The organism is Bacillus sp. RC51 (assembly GCF_044908115.1).
GTDB classification, from domain to species: Bacteria; Bacillota; Bacilli; order Bacillales; family Bacillaceae_G; genus Bacillus_A; species Bacillus_A mycoides.
On record NZ_JBIYCW010000010.1, the window covers coordinates 56963 to 82607 of the forward strand.

General features: G+C 34.6%; 18 protein-coding genes. 10 read left to right on the forward strand and 8 right to left on the reverse strand.

Features of this window, described 5'->3' with window-relative positions:
* Window positions 1-26 precede the first annotated feature (26 nt).
* Window positions 27-971, forward strand: coding sequence for an NAD-dependent epimerase/dehydratase family protein (locus ABH959_RS19335; RefSeq protein ID WP_181777897.1), 945 nt, complete (start codon window positions 27-29; stop codon window positions 969-971).
* An 88-nt stretch (window positions 972-1059) separates the two neighbouring features.
* Here the strand turns inward: ABH959_RS19335 and sodA are convergent, their stop codons facing one another.
* Window positions 1060-1686 (reverse strand): superoxide dismutase [Mn], encoded by a 627-nt coding sequence (gene sodA / locus ABH959_RS19340; RefSeq protein WP_113936125.1) that lies wholly within the window; start codon window positions 1684-1686, stop codon window positions 1060-1062.
* 217 nt (window positions 1687-1903) lie between these two features.
* Between sodA and ABH959_RS19345 the strand changes: the two genes are divergently transcribed.
* Window positions 1904-2974, forward strand: a complete 1071-nt coding sequence (locus tag ABH959_RS19345) for a nitric oxide synthase oxygenase (protein WP_113936126.1) — start codon at window positions 1904-1906, stop codon at window positions 2972-2974.
* A 362-nt stretch (window positions 2975-3336) separates the two neighbouring features.
* Entirely contained in the window at window positions 3337-4905 is a 1569-nt protein-coding gene (locus ABH959_RS19350; RefSeq protein WP_113936127.1) for a BCCT family transporter, read from the forward strand.
* Window positions 4906-5024: 119 nt separating this feature from the next.
* Here the strand turns inward: ABH959_RS19350 and ABH959_RS19355 are convergent, their stop codons facing one another.
* Window positions 5025-6323, reverse strand: a complete 1299-nt coding sequence (locus tag ABH959_RS19355) for an MFS transporter (RefSeq protein WP_113936128.1) — start codon at window positions 6321-6323, stop codon at window positions 5025-5027.
* Between the two features lie 328 nt (window positions 6324-6651).
* On the opposite strand from ABH959_RS19355, the gene lytS reads away from it, so the two are divergent.
* The 6 genes from lytS (at window position 6652) to msrB (ending at window position 12866) form a co-directional block, all read left to right on the forward strand.
* Entirely contained in the window at window positions 6652-8421 is a 1770-nt protein-coding gene (lytS, locus tag ABH959_RS19360; protein WP_002089899.1) for a two-component system sensor histidine kinase LytS, read from the forward strand.
* Window positions 8399-9139, forward strand: a complete 741-nt coding sequence (locus ABH959_RS19365) for a LytR/AlgR family response regulator transcription factor (RefSeq protein ID WP_113936130.1) — start codon at window positions 8399-8401, stop codon at window positions 9137-9139. The genes lytS and ABH959_RS19365 overlap by 23 nt, the downstream gene beginning before the upstream one ends.
* Window positions 9140-9272: 133 nt before the next feature.
* Window positions 9273-9704: an antiholin-like murein hydrolase modulator LrgA gene (lrgA, locus tag ABH959_RS19370; protein WP_002068680.1), complete on the forward strand. Its 432-nt coding sequence runs from the start codon at window positions 9273-9275 to the stop codon at window positions 9702-9704.
* Window positions 9705-9738: 34 nt separating this feature from the next.
* Window positions 9739-10431, forward strand: coding sequence for an antiholin-like protein LrgB (lrgB, locus tag ABH959_RS19375; protein ID WP_000168872.1), 693 nt, complete (start codon window positions 9739-9741; stop codon window positions 10429-10431).
* Window positions 10432-10765: 334 nt separating this feature from the next.
* On the forward strand, window positions 10766-11809 hold the full coding sequence (locus tag ABH959_RS19380) for an AI-2E family transporter (protein WP_113936131.1): 1044 nt from the start codon (window positions 10766-10768) through the stop codon (window positions 11807-11809).
* 91 nt (window positions 11810-11900) lie between these two features.
* The gene (gene msrB / locus ABH959_RS19385) at window positions 11901-12866 is read left to right on the forward strand and encodes a peptide-methionine (R)-S-oxide reductase MsrB (protein ID WP_404493061.1); all 966 of its coding nucleotides are present in this window, start codon (window positions 11901-11903) and stop codon (window positions 12864-12866) included.
* 29 nt (window positions 12867-12895) lie between these two features.
* On the opposite strand, the gene ABH959_RS19390 is transcribed toward msrB, so the two are convergent.
* Window positions 12896-16012 (reverse strand): efflux RND transporter permease subunit, encoded by a 3117-nt coding sequence (locus ABH959_RS19390; protein WP_404493062.1) that lies wholly within the window; start codon window positions 16010-16012, stop codon window positions 12896-12898.
* Between the two features lie 298 nt (window positions 16013-16310).
* Between ABH959_RS19390 and ABH959_RS19395 the strand changes: the two genes are divergently transcribed.
* Complete coding sequence (locus ABH959_RS19395) at window positions 16311-17180, forward strand: TetR/AcrR family transcriptional regulator (RefSeq protein WP_242310745.1); 870 nt, start codon at window positions 16311-16313, stop codon at window positions 17178-17180.
* 52 nt (window positions 17181-17232) lie between these two features.
* On the opposite strand, the gene ABH959_RS19400 is transcribed toward ABH959_RS19395, so the two are convergent.
* The 5 genes from ABH959_RS19400 to ABH959_RS19420 all read right to left on the reverse strand — a co-directional run bounded on the left by ABH959_RS19400 (window position 17233) and on the right by ABH959_RS19420 (window position 25494).
* Window positions 17233-18450: an alginate O-acetyltransferase AlgX-related protein gene (locus ABH959_RS19400; protein WP_404493063.1), complete on the reverse strand. Its 1218-nt coding sequence runs from the start codon at window positions 18448-18450 to the stop codon at window positions 17233-17235.
* A gap of 12 nt (window positions 18451-18462) precedes the next feature.
* Entirely contained in the window at window positions 18463-19857 is a 1395-nt protein-coding gene (locus ABH959_RS19405) for an MBOAT family O-acyltransferase (protein ID WP_113936135.1), read from the reverse strand.
* Between the two features lie 213 nt (window positions 19858-20070).
* On the reverse strand, window positions 20071-21624 hold the full coding sequence (locus ABH959_RS19410; RefSeq protein WP_113936136.1) for an ABC-F family ATP-binding cassette domain-containing protein: 1554 nt from the start codon (window positions 21622-21624) through the stop codon (window positions 20071-20073).
* Window positions 21625-21792: 168 nt separating this feature from the next.
* On the reverse strand, window positions 21793-22731 hold the full coding sequence (locus ABH959_RS19415) for a glycosyltransferase family 2 protein (RefSeq protein ID WP_000175832.1): 939 nt from the start codon (window positions 22729-22731) through the stop codon (window positions 21793-21795).
* Window positions 22732-22815: 84 nt separating this feature from the next.
* Window positions 22816-25494 (reverse strand): YfhO family protein, encoded by a 2679-nt coding sequence (locus tag ABH959_RS19420; RefSeq protein ID WP_404454869.1) that lies wholly within the window; start codon window positions 25492-25494, stop codon window positions 22816-22818.
* Between the last annotated feature and the right edge of the window lie 151 nt (window positions 25495-25645).

Genomic DNA, 25645 nt, shown 5'->3' on the forward strand with positions numbered 1-25645 from the left:
AAACATGGAATCGTTAAACTGATTCCATGTTTTTTTATTTTAGCGTTTATAATAATAGAGGTAGTATTTTACAATTTTTGAAAACGGGGATGATGAAGGTGAAAAAAGTATTGGTGCTAGGGGGAACAAGATTTTTTGGTAAACATTTAGTAGAAGTACTGTTGCAAGCTGGACATGATGTAACGATTGCGACGAGGGGAGTTACTGAAGATTCCTTTGGAGGTGCAGTAAAAAGACTGATTGTAGATAGAGAAGATGAGAGGCTACTAGAAGAGCGTTTTGAAGGTAAAAGTTATGATATCGTATACGATAATTTATGCTATAGCTCGAATGCAGCGAAGATAATATGTGAAGTGCTAAAAGGAAAAACGAAGAAATACATTATGACATCTTCAATGGCTGTCTATGAGCCTGCGCTAGGCCTGTTAGAAGAAAACTTCAATCCGTACGAGTATACAATTACGTATGGAGGTAGGAATGATTTCAATTATAGTGAAGGTAAGCGATTAGCCGAAGCAGTTTTATTTCAACATGCAACATTTCCAGTTGTCGCAGTGCGTTTTCCAGTTGTTATTGGAGAAAACGATTATACGAAAAGATTACAATTTTACGTTGAACATGTTGTGAAACAAGAGTCTATCGTTGTGGATCATGTAGATGGAGAGTTGTCATTTATACATGAAAAGGAAGCAGGACAGTTTTTAGCTTGGTGCGGGATGGAAAACATAGAAGGGCCAATTAATGCTTGTAGTAACGGGGTGGTTTCTACCAGAGAAGTTATTCGTTTCATAGAAGAGAATACCGGGAGAAAAGCGCTCATTCAAGAAGTAGGAGATAATATAGCTCCTTATAATGGAGTGATTAATTGTACGTTACATAATGGAAAGGCTCGTGAATTAGGATTCCCGTTCCGAGAGTTGAAATTAGAGACGGAAAAAGTTTTACGTTATTACATAAATACAATGAAATAATCATAAATCCCCCGGTGGCAATCCGGGGGATTCTGGAGGATTTCGACAATACTAATTTTACATTACCAAATTTACCTTATACGCACGACTAATGTGTTTGTGATTGAATTGCTTGTAAATACTTTTCATTTACCCGGTCCCAGTCCACCGTATGCCACCAGTTGGTAACAAATTCTGGACGCCGATTTTGATACTTTAAATAATAGGCGTGTTCCCATACATCGATGACGAGTAATGGAATTTTACCTTCTTGCAAAGGTGTATCTTGATTGGGTGTACTCATAACGGAAAGTTCCTCACCGTCCAGAACAAGCCATCCATAGCCACTTCCAAAACGACTAATAGCTGCTTTGGAAAGTTGATCTTTTAAGTTGTCAAAGGTATTGAAATAATAATCAATTACTTTTGCAACGTCTCCATTAGGCTCACCGCCACCTCGCGGGCTCATTAATTCCCAAAAAAGACTATGACAATAATGTCCACCACCGTTATTTCTGACAGCTGTAACAATTTCTTTTGGTAAAGTTTCTAAATTACATAGTAACTCTTCTAAAGATTTATTATGTAATTCCGTATAGTTTTCTAAAGCGGCATTCAAGTTATTTACGTATGTCGCATGGTGCTTTCCATGATGAATAGAAAGCGTGTTGCTATCGATATATGGCTCTAGTTCATCATAGTCATATGAAAGCTTTGGCAATTGAAATGAAGACATAACATTCCCTCCTTTCTTATTAAAAAGTTGGTCTAGGTAAAAATAATTTACCTGAGTCAAAAATACACCTATTTTTTATACAAGTCAATAGTAATCTCTTTAATTTTCTGAAAAATATTACAATAAAAGTAACACTTCGACTTTCATTTGTGACTCTTATTCTTTTTGCTTATACTGTAAAGTAGTAACGTTTTGTTGAAATAGAAGGAGATCGTTTATGAGTAAAACGAAACAATTAATAGAGGAAGCGAGTCATTTTATTACGGTTTGCTATAAAGAGCTTAATAAAGAACAATTCATAGAAGAGAGAATAAAAGAAATTCAAGTTGAGATAGAGAAGACGGGGACGTATGAGCATACATTTGAAGAACTTGTTCATGGATCACGAATGGCATGGCGCAATAGTAATCGATGTATCGGAAGACTATTTTGGAGTAAGATGCACATATTAGATGCACGTGAGGTAAATGATGAGGAAGGTGTATACAATGCATTAATTCATCATATTAAATATGCAACGAACGATGGGAAAGTTAAACCGACAATTACAATTTTTAAGCAATATCAAGGTGAAGAAAATAATATACGAATTTATAATCACCAATTGATTCGGTATGCAGGATATAAAACAGAAATGGGAGTGATTGGTGACTCTCATTCCACTGCGTTTACAGATTTTTGTCAGGAACTTGGCTGGCAAGGAGAAGGTACGAATTTCGATGTATTGCCACTTGTTTTTTCTGTCGATGGGAAAGAACCCGTATATAAAGAAATTCCTAAAAAAGAAGTGAAAGAGGTACCAATTGAACATCCAGAGTACCCAATCTTATCTTTAGGAGCAAAATGGTATGGGGTTCCAATGATTTCAGATATGCGCTTAGAAATTGGCGGTATTTCCTATACAGCTGCTCCGTTCAATGGTTGGTATATGGGTACGGAAATTGGGGCCCGTAACTTAGCGGATCATGATCGTTATAATTTACTGCCAGCGGTTGCAGAGATGATGAATCTCGATACATCTAGAAACGGTACGTTATGGAAAGACAAGGCACTAATTGAGTTAAATATTGCTGTATTACATTCCTTCAAAAAACAAGGAGTTAGTATTGTGGATCATCATACAGCTGCACAACAATTTCAACAATTTGAGAAGCAAGAAGCGGCATGTGGACGGGTTGTAACGGGCAATTGGGTGTGGCTCATTCCACCACTGTCGCCAGCTACCACTCATATTTATCACAAACCGTATCCGAATGAAATTTTGAAGCCAAATTTCTTTCATAAATAATAGCTAGTATAGTTTTTTTTCTGCAAAATATAATTTTTTTTAATTACTGTTACGTAGCAAATGGAAGCCTTTACTATCGGCTATTTTTGGAAAGGGCTTTTTGAACCAAGGAGTTCCTTATGTTATAATCAAATTTCTGTTTCGAAGACCTTATAGAAATATAAGGTCTTTTGTTTTGCTTTTTTATGTAATAGGAATAGAAATTTTCTTTTAAATAAGGGATTTAGCATATTTTTAGGGACAACATAAGTGTGTAGAAAATTGATGGATTATTATGCTTATATAATCATTGTGTTTTGGGTGTAAACAAGAAAACATAATAAAGTTGTTTTTTTAGATTGCTGAGGAAGGAGGAAGTGTAAATGAGGAAGAAGAGTCGAAAAACGGATTGGCCTGTATTTCTTATTAGTGGTGGCTCACTTTTATTATTTGTAATTGCAGTTATTTTAAATAAAAGTTACGTAGAGGGAGCCATTAATAGCAGTTTTGCAGCTTCAATTAAATATTTTGGTGCCTTTTGGCAGGTTTTATTAATTGGTACATTTGTTGTTGCAATGTGTATGGCGTTTTCGAAATATGGGAGAGTTAAACTTGGGGGACTAGAAAAACCTGAGATTAGTACGACAAAATGGCTCGCTATTATTATGTCTACATTACTTGCCGGAGGTGGCGTTTTTTGGGCAGCCGCAGAGCCGATGTACCATTTGATGACGGTGCCACCAATACATGAAGGCATAACTGCTGGAACGAAAGAAGCGGTAATGCCGGCTTTAGCACAAAGTTATATGCACTGGGGTTTCCTGGCTTGGACGATTTTAGGTACAATTAGTGCGGTAGTTATGATGTACGGGCATTATCATAAAGATATGCCTTTAAAACCTCGAACGCTTTTATATCCTATTTTTGGAGAGAAATTACGAAAGAGTTGGCTTGGAACAATGATCGATGTATTTGCCATTATTGCGGTAGCTGCAGGGACGATTGGTCCAATCGGATTTTTAGGCTTGCAAGCAAGTTATGGGTTACAAGCATTGTTTAACATTCCTGATGTGTTTACTACTCAATTAGCCATTATTGTTTGTGTGGTAGCTGTTTCTACTATATCTGCGGTAACAGGAATTGATAAAGGGATTCAAATTATAAGTAATTTAAATGTTAGGTTAGCAGTTCTATTAATGGTATTTGTATTACTATTTGGACCAGGTGGATTTATTATCGATTCATTTGTTTCTTCGTTTGGATTTTATATAAATGAATTTATTCCAATGAGCACATATCGTGGTGATACAGCTTGGTTAGGATCGTGGACAATCTTTTTCTGGGGATGGTTTATTGGATATGGACCGATGATGGCAATTTTAGTGAGCCGAATTTCAAGAGGAAGAACAATCCGAGAAATCATCGTTGCAATTGGAATTATTGCACCTATTATTACAACGTTTTGGTTTACTATACTAGGGGGATCAGGTGTGTTTTATGAGTTAATGAATCCTGGTTCTATCTCGACCGCATTAAGTGAATCTGGTATGCCAGCGGCTATGATTGCAATTACGCAGCAGTTGCCACTATCTAATATTATTGGACCTGCATTTCTTTTATTAACAATTTTATTTGTAGTGACAACAGGAGATTCAATGGCTTATTCGATTTCAATGGCAGTGACTGGAGATGGAGATCCTAGAATTAGTTTGCGAGTTTTTTGGTCGCTTATTATGGGCGCAGTTGCGGCGATTCTTTTATATATGGGTGAGGGAAGTATTAACGCCTTACAATCCTTCATTGTAGTGACGGCTGTTCCGGTATCTATTCTGTTATTCCCAATGCTATGGCTAGCGCCTAAAGTCGCAGGGGAATTAGCCTTAAAACAAGGTATTGTAAAAGAAGAAGATAAAACTAGCTTCTTGTTCCAAAAAGCTAGTAAATCAAAATAAATAATTGTATTTATATAAGAAGAGGAAGCATTTCATTTGAGATGCTTCCTCTTTGCCATTTATCCAAATACTTTTCCTGAGGGGACAGTATTTGGATAAACATTTCGTACAGTTTCAATCTATTCTAATACTTTATCTTTCGTCTCTGGGACACATAATAGCATTGTAACTAAACCGATTGGATAGATAATGAAGATGAGAGATAATGCTCCCATTAAATTACCACCTGCAGCAAGTAAGCCGATAATAACAGGTCCAAATCCAGCTAACCCACGTCCTGTACCGAAAATAAAGTTCTCTGCTGTCGAGCGAGCTTCAGCAGGATAGTTTTCAGCTAAAATTGCTCCGAATCCCCCCATCATGCCATTGGCAAAGAATCCAAGCAATGCACTTCCCCATAACAATGATGTTGAGTCTGTGAATAAGAAGAAGTAAATGAGACAGTATATAGTACCACCGACATAATAGATTGTAAAAGTTTTACGGCGACCAATTTTATCGGCTAGAATACCAAAAGTCGCAATTCCAATTAGCATGCCGATCGTAGAGATGAACATCCAGCCGCTCGCTTTTGCTAATGTGTAGTTATATTTATTCGCTAAAATAGTTGGCATCCATGTGAAAATTCCATAATATCCGAAGTTCTGGATGAATGACATAATAATAAGACCAATTGTTGTTATCGTTACTTTTTTATTGGCAAATAACCTTCGAAGTGGGAACTTTTTCATTTGCTTTAGTTGTTCTGCCTCAGTAGTTGTTAAATTACCTTTAGCTTCTTTTTGTAATAATTCTTTTTTGTATCGTTGTTTTTGTTCCCATATTTTCGGTTCACTTAAACTTTTACGGATGTAAACAGCTAGTAGAGCGGGAATGAGTCCAAATAAGAAAACAGCTCTCCATCCGAAATGCGGGACGATAAATGCCGGAAGAAGTGAAGCGACTAGTACGCCAAATTGCCATCCAAGTGCAACAACGGATGTCGCCTTAGCGCGCATTTCTTTAGACCATGTTTCAGTTACGATGGCCATCCCAATCCCGAATTCACCACCAACTCCCATTCCAACTAAAAAGCGAAGAATTAATAATTGCCAATAATCTGTTGCGAAATAAATAAGTGCTGTTGCTAGTGAGAATAGTAAGATTGTGAAGGCCATCGTACGGATACGCCCAAATAAATCAGCAATAAATCCAAATAAATAAGACCCGATTAGCATTCCTATTGTGGTAGCTAATGTTAAGTTTCCACCTTCAACAGGGCTTAAATGAAATTCTTTTAAAATGTAGACGAGTACGAAAGATAAGAGCAACATGTCTAAACCTTCTGCTGCATATCCTAGCGCAGAACCAAACAATGTTTTATATCTTTTCTCTTTCGTCTCCTCTGTTGATGATTGTACATTAGTAGTGACGTTCATCATTACTCCTCCTTATTTTCTTCTACAGTCACTATGGAAGAATAACAAAAGGCCTTCTCACCTGATATGATGAGAAGGCCAAAAAAGCATACGTATCCCTAAAAAAGACCATACGTATAGTATATTCCGACTTCCTTCTCAACCTCACGGGGTTGGGTTAAAGGACTGTATTATATTACTTTATTTTTAGCACTCTTCTGTTAGATTGTCAAATAAAGAGGGGATAGTTATGTGTAAAATATTTCAAAAAACATTTCATTCTCCTTGACGCACGCTTCATTATTTTCCCATAATAAAACTAACTAATATAAAAAGGAATGAATCACAGATGCTAAATTTAGTACTTATGATGATTGAACGCGTCGGACTTATTGTTATTTTAGGATTTTTACTCTCTCATATTAAAACGTTCCGGCGTCTTCTTCATAAGCAAGACGGATATGTAGATAAGTTTAAGCTTATTTGTATTTTTTCAGTGTTTACAATTGTAAGCAATTACACAGGGATTGAAATAGCAGGAAATACTATTATGAATGAAAATTGGTTACAAGGTGTTTCATCATCCAGCACAATTGCGAATACACGAATCATGGGTGTTGGAATTAGTGGATTGCTTGGCGGTCCTATCGTCGGGATTGGAGTAGGTTCTATTGCGGGTATTCATCGTTATATGCTTGGCGGGACGACGGCAGTAAGTTGTGCAATTTCATCAATTTTGGCTGGGATTATAACAGGTTATATTGGATACATTTTCAAAAAATATAACCGTACTATTACTCCTAAATTTTCTGCGATTTTAAGTGTTTTTATCGTTACTTTAGAAATGCTTATGATTCTATTAATTATAGAAGATGGACTTAGTGTTGTGAAAACAATTGCGCTACCGATGATTCTTGTAAATAGTTTTGGCAGTTTCATTTTACTTTCGATGATACTAGCTATTTTACGACAAGAAGAAAACGCAAAAGCTTTGCAAACGCATAAAGTATTACGAATTGCTGATAAGACGTTACCATATTTCCGCCAAGGGTTAACAGAAGAGTCTTGTAAACATGTGGCACAAATTATTCACCGCTTTACGGGAACAGATGCGGTATCCTTAACAGATACAGAGGAAATCTTAGCTCACGTTGGATTAGCATCAGATCATCATATTCCTTCACACAGTTTAATAACAGGTTTATCAAAAGAAGTATTAAAAACAGGGAAAATAATGAAGGCAAAATCACGTGAGATTATTAATTGTCAACATGAAGGGTGTCCATTACAAGCAGCAGTTGTTATTCCATTAACTTCACATGGAAATACGATAGGAACATTAAAACTTTATTTTAAAAACCCTAATCAATTAAGTCGTGTTGAAGAAGAGTTAGCGGAAGGGCTAGCGAAAATATTCTCCACACAGCTTGAGTTAGGTGAAGCTGAGTTACAAAGTAAGTTATTGCAAGATGCCGAAATAAAAGCGTTGCAAGCACAAATCAATCCGCATTTTTTATTTAATGCAATTAATACAGTATCAGCTTTATGCCGAACAGATGTAGAGAAAGCGAGAAAATTATTATTGCAGCTTAGCGTTTATTTTCGTTGTAATTTGCAAGGGGCACGACAATTACTTATTCCATTAGAACAAGAGTTGAATCATGTACATGCATATTTATCGTTAGAGCAAGCGAGATTTCCGAATAAGTATGAAGTGAAGATGTACATTGAAGAGGCACTAAAGGTGACTTTAGTTCCACCATTTGTGCTTCAGCTATTAGTTGAAAATGCATTGCGCCATGCTTTTCCGAAAAAGCAGCCAGTGTGCCAAGTCGAGGTACATGTGTTTGAAAAAGAAGGGATGGTTCACTTTGAAGTAAAGGATAATGGACAAGGGATTGAGAGTGAACGTCTAGAGCAATTAGGAAAAATGGTAGTTCCATCAAAGAAAGGGACGGGAACAGCCTTATATAATATTAATGAACGACTTATCGGGTTATTTGGGAAAGAGACAATGCTTCAAATTGAAAGTGAATTAGAGCAAGGGACAAAGATCCTCTTTGTGATTCCGAAAAAAGTAGAGGAGGAAAAACGGAGTGTTAAAAGTATTAGTAGTTGATGATGAAATGTTAGCACGGGATGAATTGAAATATTTATTAGAGAAAACAAAAGAAGTAGAGATAATTGGTGAGGCGGATTGTGTAGAGGATGCATTAGAAGAATTAATGAAAAACAAACCAGATATTGTTTTTCTAGATATTCAGTTATCTGATGATAATGGATTTGAAATCGCAAATATATTAAAGAAAATGAAAAACCCACCTTCAATTGTGTTTGCTACTGCCTATGATCAATATGCATTGCAAGCATTTGAAGTAGATGCGTTAGATTACATTTTAAAGCCATTTGATGAAGAACGTATCGTACAGACATTAAAGAAATATAAAAAACAAAAGCAAATAAAGTTAGAAACAAAGCAAGATGTAAAGAGTGTAGATGTAACGGCCGAGATGCATAAATTAGCATTACCAATTGAAGAATCGATTGTACTCGTGAATATTGAAGATATTATATATGTAGGACTTGTGGACGGAAAGGTGACAGTAAAAACGACGAGAGAAACATATGTAACACACGATACACTTGTAATTTTGGAAAAGAAGTTGCCGCAAGCAAGTTTTATGCGTGTTCATCGTAGTTTCGTTGCTAATATTAATCATATTTCTGAGATACAGCCGTGGTTTAATTCGACTTATAACTTAATTATGAAAGAGGGATCCAAAGTCCCGGTTAGCCGTACATATGCAAAAGAACTTAAAAAGCTACTTCGTATTTAAGAAGTAGCTTTTTGTATTTCGTCTGCCTATTTTTGCAACTAATTTTGTATATTTGACGTTCTGTTATGTAAACGCTTACGGTTTTGTTTTTATCTTATACAATAAAGGTACCAAATCGAAAGAGGTGGCCAAAATGAGTACGAAAAAAGTATATAGTTTCTTATCACAAGCATTCATATTTTCAGCTATTATGTTAGTTTCTAATATTATTGCAACGCATTTACCAATTCCGATGCCTTCATCGGTGATCGGATTAGTTATTTTATTTAGCCTATTATGTTTAAAAGTTATTAAATTGGAACAAGTTGAATCGTTCGGAACGGCCTTAACAGGTATTATCGGATTCCTTTTCGTTCCATCAGGTATTTCGGTTATTAATTCTCTCGGTGTAATGGGACAATATTTTGTACAAATTTTAACTGTAATTGTTGTCGCAACAATTATTTTACTCGCTGTAACAGGATTATTTGCACAATTTATTTTAGGAAAAGACGATAAAGAAATAGAAGATACGAAAGAATTGAAAGTAGTAAATAAAGGACGCAAGCACGGAAAAGTTGCGTAACCAATTTAGTATATATTGTTAGGAGGGAATGAACATGGCAAGCACAATGACTCCATATTTCGGAATCGTCGTTTCATTAATCGCATACGGAATCGGAACATTATTATTTAAGCATTCAAAAGGATTCTTCTTATTCACACCATTATTCGTAGCGATGGTATTAGGGATTGTCTTTCTAAAAGTAGGTAACTTTACTTTTGAAGAATATAATACTGGCGGAAAAATGATTAGCTTCTTCTTAGAGCCAGCAACAATCGCCTTTGCAATTCCATTATATAAACAAGTTGATAAGTTAAAAAAATATTGGTGGCAAATTTTATCGGCTATTGTGGTTGGATCTATTTGTTCAGTGGTTGTTGTGTTCATTGTCGCAAAAGCAATTGGTCTAGATACAGCTGTAATGAACTCAATGTTACCGCAGGCAGCAACAACAGCAATTGCATTACCAATCTCTGAAAGTATCGGTGGTATTCCAGCAATTACATCATTTGCAGTTATCTTTAATGCTGTTATCGTATACGCATTAGGAGCTTTATTCTTAAAAACATTTAGAGTTAAACATCCGATTGCTAAAGGTTTAGCGCTTGGAACAGCAGGACATGCGTTAGGGGTTGCAGTAGGTATCGAAATGGGTGAAGTAGAAGCAGCTATGGCCAGTATCGCTGTGACAGTGGTTGGTGTCGTAACAGTGGTGGTTATTCCAATGTTCATGCCGTTTATTGGATGATAAAACTTACTAAAAAAAATATAAAAGCAAGTTATTTGTAGGACGGATTTCTACTGATAGCTTGCTTTTTATGTTACAGTAGTGGTAAGACCTATTGAAGGATAAAAGTTTCCTTAAATCTTCATTAATACTACGTATAATGCGTTCTGAAATAGGTCATTGTATTGTAAAATAAGAAATAACATAATATATAGCACAATTAACGGGTGGTTAGGGTTGAATATAAATTGCTCGCAATGGCTTTAATATTAAAGGATAATTATAAGTAGAAAATAGAGAGAGATCTACTTGTTAACGTTTTACTTTATAGGACAGGAGAGAGTACTCGTCGATTATGCAAATAAAAAACCTGTTTCAAAGCAAAGGATTTCAGAGGTTAATCGTATTAGTATTACTTGCTCTCATATTGTATGGGATGCAAAGTATGTTAAATTTAATTTTAATTACGTTTATGTTGACGTATTTAATGGATCGATTCCAAAAGTTTATTTCTCGTAAATTAGATCATTTCATGCCAATTAATCGAAAAATTATTATAGCGCTTTTATATGTAATGTTAGTGGCGGGAATTGCCATTACGCTATTTAAATATTTACCGGTATTAACAATACAAATTTCACAATTGATTTATCAATTTAATGTATTTTTAAGAAATCCACCTGATAGTGAATTAATTAAGTATGCAGTTAATGCTGTTAATCATATGGAGCTTTCTAAATATGTGGGGCAAGGCGTAGACATTTTGTATAAATCTATTACGAATGTTGGGAAATTTGGCCTTCAAGTTTTACTTTCTGTAATTTTAAGTTTATTTTTCTTACTTGAAAAAGCACGTATCGTTGCTTTTACTTCGAAATTTAAAGAAAGCCGACTTGCAATTTTCTATAATGAAATAGAGTATTTCGGAAAGAAATTTGCACGTTCATTTGGAAAAGTAATCGAAGCACAATTTTTAATTGCAATTGTTAACTGTGTTTTATCTGTTATTGCATTATGGATATTAGGATTCCCGCAATTACTAGGTTTAGCGTTAATGATTTTCTTGCTTGGTTTAATTCCAGTGGCGGGTGTTATTATCTCGTTATTCCCACTCTGTATGATTGCTTACAATATTGGCGGTATTATGTATGTCGTTTATATTGTAGTTATCGTAACAGTAATTCATGCACTTGAGAGCTATGTATTAAATCCGAAGTTTATGTCTCAAAAAACAAACTTACCAATCTTCTACACATTTATGGTATTAATTTTCTCTGAGCATTTCTTAGGTGTGTGGGGACTTATTATCGGTATTCCAATCTTCATTTTCTTATTAGATGTCTTAGATGTGACAAGTGATGAAATGGAGAAGGACGTTGAAAAAAATAAATTGAAGTAAAGAAAAAGCATCGATGTTCGATGCTTTTTCTTTTATAACATGACGTTCCTTATGCCATACTGTAAGGAGAAGATAGAATAGGGGTGAAATAATGGCTGTAAATGAAAAGATAGAGTTAGCTACGTTTGCCGGAGGGTGTTTCTGGTGTATGGTTTCGCCATTTGAAGAGATGGAAGGGATTATACAGGTTGTTTCAGGCTATACAGGTGGCCATAAAGAGGATCCAACGTATAAAGAAGTGTGCTCGGAAACAACTGGGCATTATGAAGCAGTACAAATTACATTTGATGCAAATAAAATGCCATATGAAGAGTTATTAAATATATATTGGAGACAAATTGATCCGACTGATATAGGAGGACAATTTCACGATCGTGGACAGTCTTACGAAACGGTAATTTTTTATCATAATGAAGAACAACATAAAAAAGCAGAGGCTTCAAAAGAAGTGCTTGCAAAGAGTGGGCGCTTTTCAAAGCCAATTGCGACAAAACTATTACCAGCTTCTACATTTTATTCAGCTGAAGAATATCATCAAGGGTATCATAAGAAAAACACATTCCGCTACGAGTTATACCGTAAGGGCTCAGGACGAGATGCGTTTATTAAACAACATTGGCCAAAAGATAATACTCATTTAAAAGAAAAACTCAACGAGATGCAGTTTTATGTAACACAGGAAAATGGAACTGAACCGCCTTTCCAAAATGAATATTGGAATCATAAAGAAGAAGGGCTTTATGTAGATATTGTTTCGGGTGAACCATTATTTACTTCTTCCGATAAGTTTGATAGCGGCTGTGGATGGCCGAGTTTTACGAAACCGGTTATGTCAGCTAGTGTGAAAGAAAAAATGGATGTTAGTCATAATATGACGCGTACGGAAGTGAGAAGTAAAGAAGGAGATTCACATCTTGGGCATGTATTTCCAGACGGTCCAGGACCAAACGGCCTTCGTTATTGTATTAATTCAGCAGCGCTACGCTTTATTCAAAAAGAAGAGCTAGAAAAAGAAGGATATGGTGATTTCCTAATCTTGTTTGGGAATAAAAAATAACCTCGCAGTCAGCGAGGTTATTTTTTATTTTATTTTACTTTTTTCTTTTGAAATTTGCTTAGTGCTTCGTAAACGATTGGAACAATAAGAAGTGTTAATAACGTTGAGCTTGTTAATCCACCAATTACTGTTACGCCAAGTCCTTTAGAAATTAAGCCGCTACCTTCAAATCCTAATGCAAGCGGGATAAGAGCCCCGATTGTTGCAATTGCAGTCATTAAGATAGGACGTAAGCGCGTTGCACCAGCTTCTAATAATGCGTCACGTGTTGATAGGCCGTCGTTTTCTTTATGAATAACGCGGTCAATAAGCACGATTGCATTCGTTACAACGATACCAATTAACATAAGCGCACCAATCATTGCAGATACACTTAATGTTTCGCCAGAGATTAATAAGGCAACGAGTGCACCAATGATTGTGAATGGTAGCGAGAATAAAATTGCGAATGGTGCAAGGGCACCGCCAAATGTAACGACAAGAACGAAGTATACAATGGCAATTGCAGCTAGCATCGCTAAGCCAAGTTGCTTAAATGATTCTTGAATATCTTTTGTAACACCGCCCATAGAAACATCTACACCAGAAGGGAGATCCATTTTATCTACTTCTTTTTGAACAGCGGCAGATGCTTTTGAAACGTCATCAGATGCTAATTTTGCACTAACTTCCGCATAAACGCGGCCATCTCGGTGCGTTACTGTATTAGAAGTTTCACCTTCTTTTACAGTCATAACATCTTTTACAGCAACCTCATTACCAAGTGGTGTTGTAATTTTACGATTTGTTAAATCATCGATCGTTTCATAATTTTGTTTTTCAGCTTCGACATATACATTGATATCTTTACCGTCTTTTTTAATTGTTGTTAGAACAGGGCGATCATGTTGATTAGAAAGGCCCATTCCAATTTGAGCAGCAGTTAGCCCCATTTTACTTAACTTTTCTTGATCTGCGACTAAAGTATATTCTGCATATGTTTTTGCAACACTAGAGTCTATATCTTTTAAATCTTTATTTTTCTTCATGATATTTTGAATATCTTTCACGACAGGCTTAATTTCTTCAGAGCTATCTCCGTAAACGTATAGCTTAATTTCGTTACTACCGCCACTTGCTCCGAAATCTTGGTTTTTCCATTCGCCTTTTCCAGACATTTTTTGTAAATCTTTAACGACTTGTTCTTTCTCTTTTTCAAAGTTTTTCGTATCGTTATCATATTGAACGAAGAACATTGCTTGATTTGTTTGACCAGGGCTCATTGGGTTTTCGCCGCCTAATGAGAATTGGATCGTTTTGACGTCTTTTTTATCTTGGAAATGCTTTTCAGCCTTCGTTGCAATTTTTTCAACGTCTTCTAACGTTTGACCTGGCTCAGGTTTGTACGTTGCAATGATCATTTTTTCTTCTTCAGATGGTAAGAAGCTTACACCGATAATTGGCACAAGTGCAAGACTACCAACTAATAGAAGGACAGCGATACTTGATGTAATAATTTTATGATTTAAAGCCCATTCAAGTATACGTTTATAGCCGTTTGCTAATTTACTTGGCTTTTCTTCATGATGTACCTCTTTTTCTCTCATGCTCTCTTTCTTGAATAAGGAGTGAGCTAGCATTGGTACGATTGTAACAGCCACTAGTAACGATGCTAATAAAGCAAAGACGATAGTTAAGGCGAATGGTAAGAACATTTCACCAATCATACCTTTTACAAGTCCAAGCGGTAAGAATACAGCAATTGTTACAATGGTAGAAGACATGATCGGGATAAACATTTCTTTCGTAGCTTCACGAATTAAATCTTTCCCGCGTAGTTTTTCTTCTGATAACGACATACGTCGGTAAATATTTTCAATAACAACAATGGAGTCATCGACGACACGTCCGATAGCGACTGTCATTGCTCCAAGTGTCATAATGTTAAGCGTAATATCCATTTGTTTTATGACTAAAACTGCAATTAATAGAGAAAGTGGTATAGAAACGACAGAGATTAGCGTTGTTCGAATGTTTCGCAGGAACAACATAATAATAACAATCGCAAAGATAGCACCGAAAATAGCTTTGCTAAGCATTGTCTCAACTGATTTCTCAATCGGTGCACCTTGGTCGAATGTTGAGATGATCTCTAAGTCTTTATATTTTTTCTCAAGGTCTTTTACTTTATCTTTAACTGCATTTACAACATCAACTGTGTTTGCATCAGCAGCCTTCACAACTTGAATTCCGATTGCTTCTTTTCCATTTGTTCGAGAAATAGATTCTGCTTTTCCGACTTCTTTAATATCGGCAATTTCTTCTAATGCAACCGTTGGTATGCCGTTCATAGCGGCTGGATTCATTGGTGGTGTTTGTGTTCCAGCGCCAGCATTTTGATTACCTTGACCATTCGGTGATGAAGGCATAGCTGGAATTTTTAATTCTTTTAATGCTTTAATTGTTGTAATGTTACCATCTACAACCACTGATTTTTCCGTATCTTTAAATGTATATAAACCAAGAGGTAACGATACGTCCGAACCTTTAATCATATTTTTTACAGTATCTTCACTTAAACCTAATTCTTTCATCTTGTCTTTTTTGAAGACGAGCTGTACTTCGTCTACTTGTTGACCTGCGATTTGAACAGATGCGACACCATCAAGTCCTTTTAATCCAGGAACAACATTTTTTTCTACATTTTCTGTTAAGGCAGCTAAAGATTCATTTTTACTCGCTACGCTTAATGAAATAACAGGAAAGGCATTAAAGTTTACTCGTGAGACTTTCGGGTCTTTCACACCTTCGGGCAGTTTCACGTTTGCGAGGGCTTCTTTAATTTCCGTTTCGGCTTTTTCCATATTTTTATCAAAATTATATTCTACTTGAATAGAAGATGCATTCTGAAAAGATGATGAACTAACAACGTTTACACCGCTTAAATTTTGCAGTTGCTCTTCCATCGGTTTTGAAATTTTGTCAGCTACTTCTTCTGGCGTAGCACCAGGATAAACCGTCGTTACCGTTACAATAGGCGTTGTAATATCAGGAATTGTTTCTAATTTCATATTCATCCCAGAATAAATCCCTGCAATGGTAACAATAATCGTTAGTAGCCAAACCGCGAACTTATTTTTTAACGAGAAATTGATGAGTTTGTTCATGTTTGCGCTCCCTTTTTATTGTATTGACCAACTGGTCAGTCTAATACATAATATAACTGACTGGTCGGTCAGTCGTCAATGAAAAGAGATGGTATAATAAATTGAAACTGTAAGGGGAGAGATTTTTTACTCTTCCTTACTGAATCATTAGCTTTTATTAATTGAGCTTCTATATAGATAATAGGCTTACCCAAAAATTTTTTGTCCCGTTAAATTTTGGGATAAGGGTCTTGCTAATATAAGATTAAATTGAATTTAAATTTACATAAGATGCGAAATTAAGTTTAGGAGAGAAGATATGAAAGAAAAAGAGCGCTTAATTATAGAGATGGCTATGAAGTTATTTGCGACTAAGGGTGTAAATGCAACGTCAGTACAAGAAATTGTCACAGCTTGTGGTATATCAAAAGGGGCTTTTTATTTATATTTTAAATCGAAAGATGAGCTTTTATTAGCGACACTTCGATATTATTATGACAAGATCCAAAAGAAAATGCTGGATATTGAAAAAGAGTCTTTATTACCACGTGAAAAATTTGAAAAACAATTATATTTTCAGTTTACTGATGTACAAAAACATAAAGAATTTATTATTATGCATGCAAGAGAAAATGCCATTCCATTTAATAAAGAAGTAGAAGAGTTTATGATGCGGATGAAGTTAGAATCTCATGCATTTTATCGGAATAGCCTACGGTCTATTTATGGTGAAAAGATCAGTCCATATTTATTAGATTTGGTAATTATGGTGGAAGGGATATGCCACGGTTATTTACAATTAATTATTTTAAATGCGCCAGAAATTGATTTGTCCTATGTTTCAGCTTTTATTTTAAAAAGGATAGACAATTTAGTAGAGGGGCTTCTAGAATCTTCGGAGGAACCTGTTCTACATGAAGAGAGACTTGGAAAATTTCTTTGCAGTTCCGAGCTTATTAAGGAACAGGTGAAGGAACATTTTTTAAGTGAAATTATTGTATTTAAACGAACATTAGCCGATCAACTGGAAAATGATGAGGTTTTAGTCACTTTAGATGTTTTAGAATCTGAAATGAGAGTTCAAAATCCGAGGATTCCAGTTATTCGAGGGATGTTAGCGAATTTGGAAGCGTATAATGATTTGAATGATTTTAGATTGAGGTTAGCCCGATATTACTATATAAATTGAGACTGTAATCAGTGGGATTCTAATCCCACTGATTACAGTTGAAAATAAGTTTTTATTTTACATTTTGAAATTTATACATGTCACCATAAACGTTGGTGTCATTGTATATAAACAATACAATATCTGCATTTTGTTCTTCTAGTTGCTGTTTCACATTTTTTCCTTGCGTGTAACGAGGATCAATAAAAGTTGTTTTAGCAAAATTACGTGCAAATAAAGGATATGTAGCATCAGCATACGAATCTTTTAAGATAACAAGGTGTAAATCGTTGTCTGCCTTTTCATTAATGATGTTTATTTCAGGGAAATCCGTTTGATAAACACTAGCATATCCAGGGGCCGGAATATCTTTTTCTTTTCCGTAAAACTGAGCCATAGATTCCTTAGCAGTATCCTCTTTAATAGCACCATAGTAAACTGTGTAGTCGTCCCAAGATTCACCCGAATTATAATGGAAATATGGAATTTGTACAGATGAAGTATCAATTAAGCGGTACAATTGATTATTCCAGCTGCCAACAAACTTTCCTTTCGGTTTTTCCCAGTTAATGGTGTAGTCATCTTTCTTTATTGGTTGTCCTTTATATTTGTTTGAATGAGAATTAATAAAATTCATCGTATCCTCATATGCATAAAAGGCACCTTCCATATTCCAATGATGGTCTGTAGTTAAATACATTCGTTCTAGTTCTTTGTTGGTAAATCTTTCTTTAAACATTGGTAATACATCAATAATAGGGAATTTAGTTTCTGCCAATCTCTCAGCAAGGTGATCCCTAAGTATTTGTTCGTACCCAAGATTTAGGTAAGAGGGAAGCTTATATTGTAACGCTGTTTGCTTACTAGGAACTAAAGAAAAATAAAATTCTGTTTGTGGAAAATCTTTTTTCAAAGTATTTAATTCATGAACCCCAGCATCAACATCATTTAAATGATTTTCCATATTAGGTCTATTAAAAATAAATTGATCGTTTGTAACATGAATGTTGTTTACGAATGTTCGATTCATAGACAGTTGGAACTTTATATAACTTTCAAGAAAGAAATCTCTAGGTCCAATATGATCTGTAAAATGTGTTTCGATACCTTTAAATAATTCTCCAGTTTTTATAGTGGAAGCACTTACAGCAGGTCTAATTGCTAAGTTTCTGTTCTCAAATTCAGAAAATGTCTTTTTATCTATAAGGATAACTTTTGCTGTCCAAATACCCACTCCAAAAATAACTGTAAGAAACCCCATTATTAAAGTGAGGTTTTGAAATTTCTTCATAGTGAACCTCCTTTAAAAACGGAAATAAATAAATGGATTATAAGTTGCATTTGTTAGGAATACTAAAACAATGACTAAAATACTTAAATAATAAATTGGCGATAAAACAGCAAATCTTTTTGTTGATAACACTTTTTGTAACCATGGAAATACGGGCGCTGCAGTAATAATAGCTAATAGGAAAATGCCCCAATAATTCATTATATAGAAATAACTATTAATGTCTGTTAACGGACCGTTAAATCCGAACATGGATTTTAAAAATTCAAGGCAATAACTGAAATTATCTGCGCGGAAAAATACCCATCCAATAATAACTAAAAACATAACGTAAATATGTTGGAGAGGACTCCATAATTTTTGAAGTAGGTTTTCAAGTCCTGCTTTTTCAAGTGCAATTAGAACGCCATAATAAATACCCCAAATCATAAAGGTCCAACTGGCACCATGCCAAAAACCGGTTAATCCCCATACGATGAAGAGGTTACGATAAACTTTCCAAGTTGTAACGCGATTTCCTCCAAGAGGAATATAGACATAATCGCGGAACCAAGAACCGAGCGAAATATGCCAACGACGCCAAAATTCAGAAATGGATTTTGAGATATATGGATAATTAAAGTTTTCTAGAAAATCAAATCCAAACATCTTTCCTAATCCAATTGCCATGTCGCTATACCCAGAAAAATCAAAGTAAATTTGTAGTGTATAGGCAATGGCTCCCATCCAAGCTAATGATACACTCATATCAGAAGGATTCATTGCGAAAATCTCATCGGCTATAGCACCTAATTGGTTAGCAATTAAAACTTTTTTCCCCAAGCCAATAATAAAACGGCGAACTCCTTCAGAGAATTTTTCGGCATCAACAGTTCGCTGGTGTAATTGGTGAGAGATTGTATTGTAACGAACAATTGGTCCTGCTACTAATTGTGGAAATACAGTAAAGTATAAAGCCAAATCAAAGATATTTCGTTGAGCATCGACTTTTTTCTTATAAATGTCGATAATATAACTCATCGCATGGAACGTGAAAAATGAAATACCAATTGGTAAAGGTATTTTTTCAAGAATGATATTGGTATGGAAGATAGAATTAATATTATCCACTAAAAAGTTTGCGTATTTAAAATACCCTAAAATAGCTGTGTTCATTACAATTGCAAATGTTAATAATAGTTTTCTTTGCCCATTTGTGAAGCGACTATTCCCTAACAAGATACCAAACCAATAGTTAACAAAGATAGAGAACAGCATTAGGAAAACATAGATGGGTTCGCCCCAAGCATAAAATACTAAACTAAAAAATAATAAAACTATATTTTGTAGTTCTTTGCGTACAGCATAATAAATTAAGAGTACGGCGGGTAAAAATAAACATAAAAAGACAAGGTTACTAAATACCATTTCAATTAATTCCTTTCCTATTTTATCTAAATAATACCAAAATTTTCTTCTAAATGTAAGAATATAAAATTTAGAAGATTATTTACATTTTTAATTTCTTTATATTGTGAGAAGTTCTCTTAAGTGGTGAGAGAGAAAAGAATCTTTGTTTATAAAAAAAGGCCGTCCCTAAGTACCTTTTAGGAACGACTCTTTTTACTGACATTAAATAATTTAGTTGTTTTTTTCTGCCCACTCTTCAACATTCCAAGTTTTTGTGATCCAGCCTTCATAAAATTCTGGTTCGTGACATACAAGAAGGATTGTCCCTTTATATGCTTTCAGAGCTTTTTGAAGTTCTTCCTTTGCTGTAACATCAAGATGGTTTGTTGGCTCATCGAATAGGATCCAGTTACTTTCTTCACCCATTAGCTTACATAAACGAACTTTTGCTTGTTCGCCACCACTTAATTGATTTAGCGGACGAGAGATATGCTCATTTTTCAATCCACATTTCGCTAACATTGCACGAACCTGATGTTGGTCCATGCTAGGGAATGTGTTCCAAACGTCATCAATTGGTGTTATATTATCAGCTTTTACTTCTTGCTCGAAGTATGCAGGCTCTAAGAAGTCACCAAGACTTGTTTTGCCGCTTAAAGGTTTAATTTTTCCTAAAATCGTTTTTAGTAATGTTGATTTACCAACACCATTACAACCAACGATGGCAATTTTTTCACCACGTTCAATTGTCATTGATAGCTTTGGTAGTAATGGATGTGTATATCCAATTTCTACATCTTCGCCTTCAAAGACGAAACGGCTACTTGCACGACACTCTTTAAATGAGAATTCTGGCTTAATTGCTGTTTCCGGGCGATCAATACGCTCCATGCGATCAAGTTGTTTTTGACGACTTTTTGCACGACCTGTCGTTGAATAACGAGCTTTGTTCTTTGCAATAAAGTCTTCCTGTTTTTTAATAAATTCTTTCTGTTTTTCATAAGCATTTATATGTTGATTTTTATTAATTTCGGCTAACTCTAGGAATTTTTCGTATGTCGCTGTATAGCGCGTCATTTTTGTAAATTCTAGATGGAAAATAACATCAACGCATTTATTCATAAATTCCGTATCATGAGAAATTAATAAGAATGCATGTGGATATTCTTTTAAATAATTCGTTAACCAATGAATATGTTCAACGTCTAAATAGTTAGTAGGCTCATCGAGTAATAACACTTCTGGTTGCTCAAGTAATAGCTTTGCAAGTAATACTTTTGTACGTTGTCCACCACTTAGTGCTGAAACATCACGATCTAAACCGATTGCATCAATTCCAAGACCTCTTGCTGCCTCTTCGATTTTCATATCTAGTAAATAGAAACCACCTGCTTCGAGAGCATCTTGGATTTCTGCCATCTGCTCAAGAAGGTCCTCTAATTCTTCCGGTGTTGCCGTTCCCATTTTTTCTGCAACTTCATTTAAAGCTTTTTCTTTTTCAAATAAAGGTAAAAACGCGTCAGCTAAAACATCACGAATTGTGCGACCGGGTGTTAAAATTGTATGCTGGTCTAAGTAACTGTAATTTGTACCAGGTGTCCATTCTACACGGCCTTCATCATGGATAAGTTGACCAGTAATAATATTCATAAATGTTGATTTACCAACACCGTTTGCACCGACTAATCCGACATGTTCTCCTGCTAGTAAACGCATGGATACATCTTTAAATAATGTGCGATCGCCAAATGTATGGCCTAGTTTTTCTACTGTTAATAAGCTCATAGTATCCTCCGTCCAACTTGAAATAGTACCTTGAATCATGATACTAAATTATTGAGTATAATGCTATCCTTTCAAAATGTATCTTTTTTCAAGAATTATTTTGCGTTAATTTTTTTGGGAAATATAATAGTAAAAAAGTTACTTCTATTTACAGAAGTAACTTTTTTACTAAGCTTTTTGTTTTACTTTACTAACTTTTTTTTCTGCTACAATGAAATGTGGTCTACGCTTTGTTTCATAATAAATACGACCGATGTATTCACCGATAACCCCTAGGAAAATGAGTTGAATACCACCGATAAATAATATGGCAGAAATTAATGTAAAGTATCCTGGTACATCGACGCCGCTAACGGTAATTTGAATAAATGTAGTGATTACATATAAAACAGCTAAAAGCGTTGTTAATAATCCAAGGTATATAGATAATCGCAATGGTTTATTGTTAAACGAAATTACACCATCTATCCCGTAATTTAATAACTTAGAGAAAGTCCATTTACTTTCTCCGTCAGAACGTAATACATTTTCGTATTCAATAATTTGTTCTTTGAAACCAATCCAAGAAAATAAACCTTTTGAAAAACGATTGTATTCAGTTAGAGATAGTAGTGAATCGACTGCACTTCTACTTAAAAGTCTAAAATCACCGATGCCATCTACTAGCTCAATATCAACGAATTTATTCATGACTTTATAATATAAGCTAGAAACGAAAGAACGTACTGGTGAATCACCCGTTCTAGTTCGCTTTGCAATTACTTGATCATAGCCGTTATTATAGCCGTCTAGCATATCTTTTATTAGTTCGGGTGGATGTTGTAGATCAGCATCCATAATAACCACAGCGTCGCCTGTAGCATACTTTAGACCGGCAAGCATAGCAGCTTCTTTTCCAAAATTCCTACTAAATGATATATAATGCACACTTGAGTCTGAATCGGCTAGGTCACGTAGAATTTCTAGTGTGTTATCTTTACTTCCATCATTGACGAAAACAAATTCATAATCAGTAGTTAGTTTATGAATTTCAAGAGAAGTCTCTGAATAGAAAGCTCTGAGTACCTTCTCTTCATTATAACAAGGTACTACTATTGAAAGGGTCATGTTAGGACCTCCTTAGGTGTAATTTTAAACTGGGCATGAAGTAAGAGCTCAAGCAATTATCTTCAACTTTTACTTCACTTTATTTTAATAACTTTTTTTAAAACGACTTTTAAATTTTTTATATCGATCCTTATCTCCAAGAACTAGAAGCGAGATACAAATGATAAATGAAATGATAGAAATAACGAGACCCATTTTGAAATAAGGTGTGACGTATTTCATTTCAACTACATGCTGCCCTTTTGAAATAGGAACACCAATAAAGGAAGAATTAGCCTTCGTAAACTCAGTTTCTTTACCGTCAACCTGTATCGACCATCCTTTACTATACGGTACAGATAAATATAGTAATCCATCTTTAGTAGAATTAATATTACCTTTTAAGTAGTTACCTTTATAGTAAATATTTTGTAGGCTATTTTCTTTTAAAGTATTCACTTTTTTCGGGACAGTTTTATAGTTGGTACTGTTGACTTGTAAGTCTTTCAACTCGTATTGGCCAGGAGTAGGGATAGAAATGATTAGCTCAGTTGGCTTCGCATCTTTTCCTAAATTGTAAACAAATCTTTCTAACGGGTAAGCATAAGCTCCATCTTCATTACCTTTTATCATAGATTTGTCATTCACAGTAACCCCAAATGATTCCTTATTTATATTTCTAATTTTAATTTCAACAAGGAGATCACCTAACATATCGGTATTATCAACAGGTACTATTATACGCCCATTTTCATGAACAGTGAGTATATCTTTCTCTTTATCTATATTTTCCCACTTAATTTTATTTGGATTAATCTTAATTTGTTTTGAATCTAGCTGTTTTGTATTAAATTGTTTTAACGGAAGACTTCCAACATTATCTACAACTACAGCATCTAATAAAAGTTGATCTCTCTCAGCAAAATTAAGTTTTGAAAATTCTTCATCACTTATTCCAGCTTCGTATACATAGCCTAATGGTAGTGCAAATTCGTTTTTATAAATGTTGTAAGGACCTACTTGTTGTAAATATTTATAACCATACGGAATATCAGTTTTATTAGCACCTTCACTTAATACATAATATTTTACCCCTAGCATGTTCTCAAGGAATAGTCGTTTATCTAACTGGAAGAACATAGATGGACTATCATATCCTTGGAAAACATTGTACTTATTTTTCATAAAGTCATGAACATCACGATTGACTAAGCTTTGATAAGTACTTGTACCATGATAACCTTGCAGCATCGGTGTATTCTTATAATTATTGTTTGGATTGATAATTCGATAAAAATCTTTATCTTGATTTTGTATATAATGAATTGCGTCAATTTCATCCTTATTATCGAGACCTGGACCATGTAATGATTCTTTTGTTGCGCCTGCTTGATTAAAGTGTTTACTAAGAGCTGTATCTGCATAGATGTAATTAATACATATTACATTGACCAGTACATTCAATATAATGAAAGATTGTAAGACTGCTTTTGACAAATAGCGCCATAGTAATATTGTAATAATAGATAAAACAGTAGTACCGATTAAAATTTTATCAATCGTTTCTAGTGGTTGTCCGTTTATATTTACTTTTCTATAGAATGCGTAAATAAATAGTGCTGTTGCTAGCAAAGGACCTATTAAAGAGTTGACCTTCTTTTTGTTAAGTAGCATCCAATCTAAAATGTAGGCGGCAGTTTGCGCAACTACAAATGCAAATAAGTAAAACCATCTGTATTGCATAGCGGAAAAGCCATTAAATACGGAATACGTATATGGAAGCATATATAGAACTAACATAAACCCAGTAAAGAGTAACTTATTTGTGACAAGTTTATTGCGTATTAGAAGCGCACTTGTAATAAGGAAGAGGATGAAAACTGGGAATGCGAGCTGATAATCCTCTGTATTATTAATGAAAAAGATACTTTCTATTAAGTTTTTATAAAACGTATCTTCAAAAAATAATGGAATAGTAAATTTTGTAGCTAGTCGATCTGAACTAAATACCCCATTTACAGATGGTATAAAGCAAACAGCGGCTAAACCTAGTGATAAAGAATATAGGAAAGCAATTCTAATATAATAAGTTATAAATGTTTTAATTGTTTTATTCTGCTGTGTAGCAAAATATTGGAAAAAGGCATAAATATAGATGAAAATACTAGTAATGAAAGCGAAATAGAAATTTGATGCAAGCATAAGTGCTGTTGCAAGCAGGAATAATCCCTTTTTTCGCTCTAAAATATATTTATCTAATCCCCATATTACTAAAGGTAAAAACACTATAGCATCTGCCATGAAATCCCATAATAAAGAATGGCGAATAAAAGTCACACATCCTCCATATATAATGGCAGAAATGAAAGAAGAAAAAATAGTTTTATTATGATAACGTAAAGAACCATACATGAATAACATCGCTAATGTACTTTTTAAAATACTCATATATAGCTTCATCTCAAAGATTTGGTCAAAATTTAGTTTAGGAAGTAGAAGCGTAAGCCAGAAAAATGGTGCTGTACTATAGTAATAACTAAATTCCCCGAATAAATCTCCACCTAAGCCATAATCCCAAGACCAAAATAAATTCCCATCTTTAAATGCATGTTGTAAAAGGAATGTAAAGAAGCTGAATTGTGATAATGCATCTCCCGTACTAGAAAATACACTGTCTGATTTTAAGAAAAAGTAATGAAAAGCAAATGCACATATTATTAATAATGGAATGATAATAAGTGTGCTTTTAGTAAAAAATGTTCTTTTATTTACCTCTGAAGTCATTAAATGAATAAGCCTCCCCAATACAATTATTAAGATTTAATCCATATTCTCCATATTTAGATATTGTCTTATAATGAAGAAAAACTATGGATGAATCGACGATTTTTAACGGTAGTAATAAAGTTTTCTGTTGTGTAATTTATGGTGTAAC

Bases quoted from the DNA above. Each gene is read 5' to 3' on its own strand.
- ABH959_RS19400 (WP_404493063.1), bottom strand. From the start codon at position 18,450: ATGAAGAAATTTCAAAACCTCACTTTAATAATGGGGTTTCTTACAGTT.
- ABH959_RS19345 (WP_113936126.1), top strand. From the start codon at position 1,904: ATGAGTAAAACGAAACAATTAATAGAGGAAGCGAGTCATTTTATTACG.
- ABH959_RS19350 (WP_113936127.1), top strand. From the start codon at position 3,337: ATGAGGAAGAAGAGTCGAAAAACGGATTGGCCTGTATTTCTTATTAGT.
- ABH959_RS19410 (WP_113936136.1), bottom strand. From the start codon at position 21,624: ATGAGCTTATTAACAGTAGAAAAACTAGGCCATACATTTGGCGATCGC.
- ABH959_RS19335 (WP_181777897.1), top strand. From the start codon at position 27: ATGTTTTTTTATTTTAGCGTTTATAATAATAGAGGTAGTATTTTACAA.
- sodA (WP_113936125.1), bottom strand. From the start codon at position 1,686: ATGTCTTCATTTCAATTGCCAAAGCTTTCATATGACTATGATGAACTA.
- msrB (WP_404493061.1), top strand. From the start codon at position 11,901: ATGGCTGTAAATGAAAAGATAGAGTTAGCTACGTTTGCCGGAGGGTGT.
- ABH959_RS19380 (WP_113936131.1), top strand. From the start codon at position 10,766: ATGCAAATAAAAAACCTGTTTCAAAGCAAAGGATTTCAGAGGTTAATC.
- ABH959_RS19405 (WP_113936135.1), bottom strand. From the start codon at position 19,857: ATGGTATTTAGTAACCTTGTCTTTTTATGTTTATTTTTACCCGCCGTA.
- ABH959_RS19415 (WP_000175832.1), bottom strand. From the start codon at position 22,731: ATGACCCTTTCAATAGTAGTACCTTGTTATAATGAAGAGAAGGTACTC.
- lrgB (WP_000168872.1), top strand. From the start codon at position 9,739: ATGGCAAGCACAATGACTCCATATTTCGGAATCGTCGTTTCATTAATC.
- ABH959_RS19395 (WP_242310745.1), top strand. From the start codon at position 16,311: ATGAAAGAAAAAGAGCGCTTAATTATAGAGATGGCTATGAAGTTATTT.
- ABH959_RS19355 (WP_113936128.1), bottom strand. From the start codon at position 6,323: ATGAACGTCACTACTAATGTACAATCATCAACAGAGGAGACGAAAGAG.
- lytS (WP_002089899.1), top strand. From the start codon at position 6,652: ATGCTAAATTTAGTACTTATGATGATTGAACGCGTCGGACTTATTGTT.
- ABH959_RS19390 (WP_404493062.1), bottom strand. From the start codon at position 16,012: ATGAACAAACTCATCAATTTCTCGTTAAAAAATAAGTTCGCGGTTTGG.
- lrgA (WP_002068680.1), top strand. From the start codon at position 9,273: ATGAGTACGAAAAAAGTATATAGTTTCTTATCACAAGCATTCATATTT.
- ABH959_RS19420 (WP_404454869.1), bottom strand. From the start codon at position 25,494: ATGACTTCAGAGGTAAATAAAAGAACATTTTTTACTAAAAGCACACTT.